Below are 5303 nucleotides of genomic sequence, written 5' to 3'. Positions count from 1 at the left end.
TACTCCAACGAATCGACCAGCACCAGACCGCCACACCGGCCCTCGCACAAGCCGCATGAACAACCCCGACGAACTTACGGCGCGGACCACTAAGCTTCGCTGACGCGCAGACGCCAGCGGCCGAAGTGGGCCAAACTTGGCATCATGAGGTGGGAAGTTCAGGCGGCACTTATCGGCGCGGTTGGTGTCGTAGTCAGCGCGGGCATATCGACGACCGCCGTGATCATCACGCAGCGCTTGGCTGACAAACGTCATGACCTGACCCGCGAGCAAGACCAACGGGCGGAGGCTCGGCGTCGCGCGGAGGACCTAGATGCTGAAGCTCGCCGACGGAACGAGGAACGGGAAGCAGAGCGGGCGCGGCGTGATGCGGATCTGCAAGCAAGCGACACCGCATATCAGCGCGAGTTGGACCAGGTTTGGCGAACTGAACGACGCCATGTCCACGGACAATTGATCAGCGCACTCGAGCGTGTCTGGCGGTCGTGCTCGTTATACGTCTATCAGGCAGGCCTACTGGACCCGGACGCCTTCCCGGACAAGGTCGGAGACAGGCTGGTCTCGGAAGAAGAAGCTGACGAGCTGAACACCTTGGTCGCCGCAGTTGAGTTGATCGGTTCCCCGACGGCCGCCAGCGCCGCCTGGTCAGCGAATGACGCGATCTACCAAATAACCATGGCTGCGCGCTACGCCACGCTGCGAGCGAGACACATAGATGGCCAACGGGCGCGCTTCAGAACATCCTTAGCCGAGTACAAAGCTGCTGCACGGCGGGAGCTTGGAGTCCAAGGCCCTGCGCCTAACACGGATGCTTCGCCTTCCTCCGTCCGACCAGGTCCAGCGGCAGAGGCGTAGCCGGATGATCTGCATATGTGCCGGTGGCCGTCGCGGCCCAAACCGAGGCGGCTCACCCGCCGGAACGGGCCGCGGAGGCGACTACTCTTGGCTCTGCTGAGGGCCTCCATAGCGGGTGTGGTCCGCGAAGGCGCGCCTTGATCCGTGAGAGTCCGATCTGGTCGCGCGATTGGGGTCCGGCCGGAGACGCTACTCCTGCGGTCGTGGGATCAATCGTCGTGCGAATTGGAGTCGACCAACGTCACACAGAGGGGTCAAGATCCCTACGATGTGAGGGCTCTGACGCCTAGAGGGGCTGCTTACTAAGGAACCATGGCCCCTTTAATCCCTGGGTGTGCCTCTGGCACAGGGTGGACCCCGAAGGTTACTTTCACTCAGCCTGTGCGCCAGGCCGCAAAGTCACCTGCCTGAGACTCTGGTCGACCTGTACAGGCGGGCGGACGATGGACTGGTGGGGGGCAAATCTGCGAGGTTCCCGACCAAGGCCACTGTGCGTAGGGTCGGCGGTTGGGCATGCTTCGTTGTCTTCGCGGGGTGCATCGCGACCATCGTCAACTACCTCGTCGACTTCATCCGGTACAAGGCAACCGGCAAGGTCTCCCAAGGCTGGACCCAGCAGGACTTCCAGTGGGGCCAGTTTGCTGGGCTCGAGTTCTTTCTCGTAGTCGGCGCATTCTTCTCGGGCGCGGGCGCCTTGATTCTGTTGTTCGATACGCTTGCCGACACGCATGCCACCCCGCCCGAGTACGACGTATGGGCGACGCTGGCGGGCCGAAAGACACTTTCGCCACTGGAAGAGAAGCGTAAACGCGACGCCGAGATGCTGCGGGTTGCTCAGTCAAACCCGCAGCTAGATGCCGTAGCACCGGTTATCGAACGGCTCCTTCGTGGTCCCCCATCGCGTGACGGCATCGAGCAGACGGAGCATGAGCGCAGTAGTCAGCGACGAGAGATCGAGACTGCCGCGGTGGCGGACGACAGGCGTGAACATGACCTCGAGGTGCTGCGGATTGCTCAATCAAGCCCAGAGCTAGTGCCTCGTCAAGCAACGTTGGGTAGGTAATCGGGTCGGCGGATCTTGGAGTCGACGGCGAAGTGTCGTTTGGGTTTGGCGTGCTTGTTGCGCCAGCGGATGTAGCCGGCGATTGCGTTCTCTTGGGCGGTGTGGTGGGGGTAGTCGCTGCCGTCGAGGGTGAAGTAGCGCAGGGCGGTGAACTCGCATTCGATCCAGTTCAGCCACGACGCGTTGCTCGGGGTGAACACCAGCTCGATCCCGTTGAGGTCGCACCAGTCGATGACCTCGGCCTTCTTGTGTGGCCCGTAGTTGTCACACACGACATACAGCTTCCCGGTCGGGAAGCGGTCCCGGAGTTGTTTGAGGAACGCGAGGAACTCCCGCCAGCGCTTGCGGTCTCGGAACCGGTAGAACATCTGCCCGGTGGCCAGGTCGAGTGCGGCCAACATGTGCCGCACCCCGCCGGTGCGGTTGAACGTGGCTCGCAGCCGGGCCGGACGAGCGGTGGGGAACCAACCCCTGCCAGGCCTCGGCTGCAGGTTGAGCGGGCCGAACTCGTCGGCGCAGATCACCCTCCCATCGGCTGGTGGATGGTCGTACAGGTCGAGGACGCGGGCCATTTTCTGGGCGAAGTCTGGGTCCTTGCTGGCCTTCCAGGTCTTGGTCGCCTGCCACCTGATCCCCGCGTCCCGCAGGATCTGGCGGACCGACTCGGCACTGATGGCGATGTGCTTGTGCTCGGCCAGGTACTCGACCAGCTTCGTGAGGCTCCACGTGATGAACGGGCGGCCAAGCTGCTGCGGCGGGGTCTTGGCGACCCGGCAGACCGTCTCACGAACCGGGGGGCCGAACCTCTTCGGTCGACCCCCGCTCCATTTTGGGTCCAACGCCGCGAACCCCTGCTCGTTGAACGCGTGAATCACCTCCCGCGCATACTGCGGCTTCATCGCGAACATGCCCGCCGCCTCAACGGCGCTGCGGCCCTGCACCGACGCCAGCACGATCCCGGCCCGGCGCAGCCGAACCCGATCCTTCGTGGTCCGCGTGATCCGCACCAAACGCTGCGCCTCTTCAGGTTCCAACGACCGCACGAACACCTCAGGCTGTCTAGCCATCACCACCTCCGACAGCAAGCCTTCAGACTCACCACCGGACCGGTCAACCCGACACGGGATACAACCCCAACGTTTCTTGGAGAGGCACTAGATGCCATAGCGCACATCGTTGACCGGCTCCTTCGCGACTACGAGTCGCGCGACCGCATCGAGCGTAGGGAGAGCGAACGTCGTAGTCGGCGCGTTGACTTAGCTCTTGTGGGCCTCGGTGCTGTGCTTGGCCAGCTCACGCAGGTCTTGTGGGCTCGGTACATGTGAATGTCTGATGGGCGCAGTCCAGTGGGCTCGGTGGAACCTTCATGCAACTCCCGACGTCGTGTCGTGGTGGCCGGACAATGGAGGTGCGGGTGAGGGGGCTGGCGCGGGGGCGGAGGCTCAGTTGCCAGTTCGTCGGCATGTGGCGGCTGGTCTCGCGATCATCGGGTTCCGCCTGGGTGGCTCGGCGGCGAAGACAGGCGCCCCAGCGCCGCCAGTAGCCGGTGCCGCGCGCCTAAGACGCGCCTTGGCCCACATGAGCCGTATCCGGCGGGCTGTCATCGACGGCCGACTCTCGGGCGATTTGAGGCGTCTGCGAGCAGGCCTGCCCAGGTCTGCTCGTCAGAGTCGATCGAGCAGCTGTGGAACAGTTTGTGGAACAGTTTGTGGAACGAACTGGCGGGTAACAGAGTCGCTGGAGTCGACAAGGGCCGGACTCAAGGTGGCTCCTGAGGCTCAAATCGGCCCCTGTCGATGCGGTCCGGCGGCCTTCTAATCCGTCAGTCTGGACTCGAACGCTGCCCGGTTGGATTCGTCAGCCACCGTCGCGGGTGGCCGGCGCCATGTCGACAAGCCACCACCACCCGATGCCGCAGTCTCCGGGGCCCGAACAGCCGGGTCGCGGTCGGCAGGCCCCCAGCATGGTTGAGCGTGGAATGCTTGGCGTATGAGCGATGATGATCCTGCCGCCTGTCGACCCCGAGGCCTGACCGACCATCCCGGGTGGCTCGGATGGGGCTATGGAGGTGGAAACCGCATCACCATGGCGATTCACGCGGACTGGCCCGCATATCCTTGCGAGCCACGCGGCGGACATGCTTTGTTCGACCTGGCTCAGTTCCCTAAAGGTACCCAATTCGAGCCCATCGATGACATCGATCGCTGCGTCTTGTTCAGCGCTTATGGCTTCGACCCGAATAAGCCGCCGCCCAAGGATCCGTGGTCGGATGACGCTTTTCAGGTCGCGATCTGGCACGAGGATCTGATACACCTTCAGAAGCTGGGCGTCATCACAGGTGTTACACCGATCAGCGAGCGAGAGTGGCAACTCCGCCGACGCATCGATGCCGGCTGGAGATGGGGACAGAAGCTCTACATCAAGGACGACCAGGGCAAGATGCAGCCGCTCGATTGGCCCAGCCTCCCCGAGACTCCTCATGAGGACGACTTCTACGACGGCGATCCATACCAATACCCGGCCTTCGAGGTAGATGGGAAAGACAGTCCTGTAACCGTCACGACCGCCGGTTGGGACGTCGCCACGCGGGAACTCTCGGCATCGATCGAGGTGCCGGAATCCTTGCCGGACCTGCGAAAGCAACTGGACCACGAACTCTACGACAGCGCAGTTCGCGAGGTGGGTATCGCCATCGAAGCGACCCTGCGTGAAGCCCTCGATCTCGACGACGGCTACGGCCAGAAGCTGGTAGGTCACTTCATTCACCACTTGAAGGATGACGTCTTCGTTCACAACACCGGGTTGAAGATGTACAGGCTTCGGCTTCGGACGTTCTTCAAGTTCGTCCGGAACCCACATGCTCATCACAAGATCTCGCTCCCAGAGCCGCAGGCTCTCGCCCTGATCGCGCACGCGCTCGATCTGCTCAACGACATTCAGCAGTTTTCAGACGAGATGAAATAGTCCCGCCCGGACCGTAAGCCTGGTGCGCTACTGCCTGGGAGCGACACGACGACCCCGAGCAGCAGCCGTAGCGCGCCTGCGCCAGTCACACCGACCCCGGTTCAGCGGTTCACGCCGCTGCCGGGGTCGGACCATTGACACGGACATCAGACCTGCGTAAGGAAGACGCGTGAACAACACCTTGAAGCATCAGCGAGCCGTCGGCGTTGTCTTGGAGCAGTTCGCACAACGTGGCATCTACCTGACGCCTCGAGAGAAAGGGAGCAGCTACCGGCTGGACACCAAGGGGCAGAAGCACCGTCTCCGGGTGTTGAGTCGATTCTCCAACTTGAGTTGGGTCAATCGGGTTAGTGCCTTGGGATCGGGTGATCCAGTGCGTCGAGGATCGCCTCTTGGTCGGGACTGAGGGCGGGTGGGATCG

Annotated in this window: 3 protein-coding genes; 2 read left to right on the top strand and 1 reads right to left on the bottom strand. The window is 63.0% G+C overall.

Going from position 1 to position 5303, the window contains the following annotated elements; genetic code table 11:
* Nucleotides 1–1345: 1345 nt before the first annotated feature.
* Nucleotides 1346–1918, top strand: a complete 573-nt coding sequence (locus tag AB0E63_RS46135; protein ID WP_360381177.1) for a hypothetical protein — start codon at nucleotides 1346–1348, stop codon at nucleotides 1916–1918.
* Here the strand turns inward: AB0E63_RS46135 and AB0E63_RS46130 are convergent.
* Entirely contained in the window at nucleotides 1897–2985 is a 1089-nt protein-coding gene (locus AB0E63_RS46130; RefSeq protein WP_360381174.1) for an IS630 family transposase, read from the bottom strand. The genes AB0E63_RS46135 and AB0E63_RS46130 overlap by 22 nt on opposite strands.
* Nucleotides 2986–3907: 922 nt before the next feature.
* Between AB0E63_RS46130 and AB0E63_RS46125 the strand changes: the two genes are divergently transcribed.
* Nucleotides 3908–4882, top strand: a complete 975-nt coding sequence (locus tag AB0E63_RS46125; protein WP_360381171.1) for a hypothetical protein — start codon at nucleotides 3908–3910, stop codon at nucleotides 4880–4882.
* The last annotated feature ends 421 nt before the right edge of the window (nucleotides 4883–5303 follow it).

Source organism: Kribbella sp. NPDC026596 (assembly GCF_040638415.1).
Lineage (GTDB): Bacteria > Actinomycetota > Actinomycetes > Propionibacteriales > Kribbellaceae > Kribbella.
The sequence above is the reverse complement of the archived record's forward strand: the minus strand, read 5'-3'. Positions and strand labels throughout refer to the sequence as shown.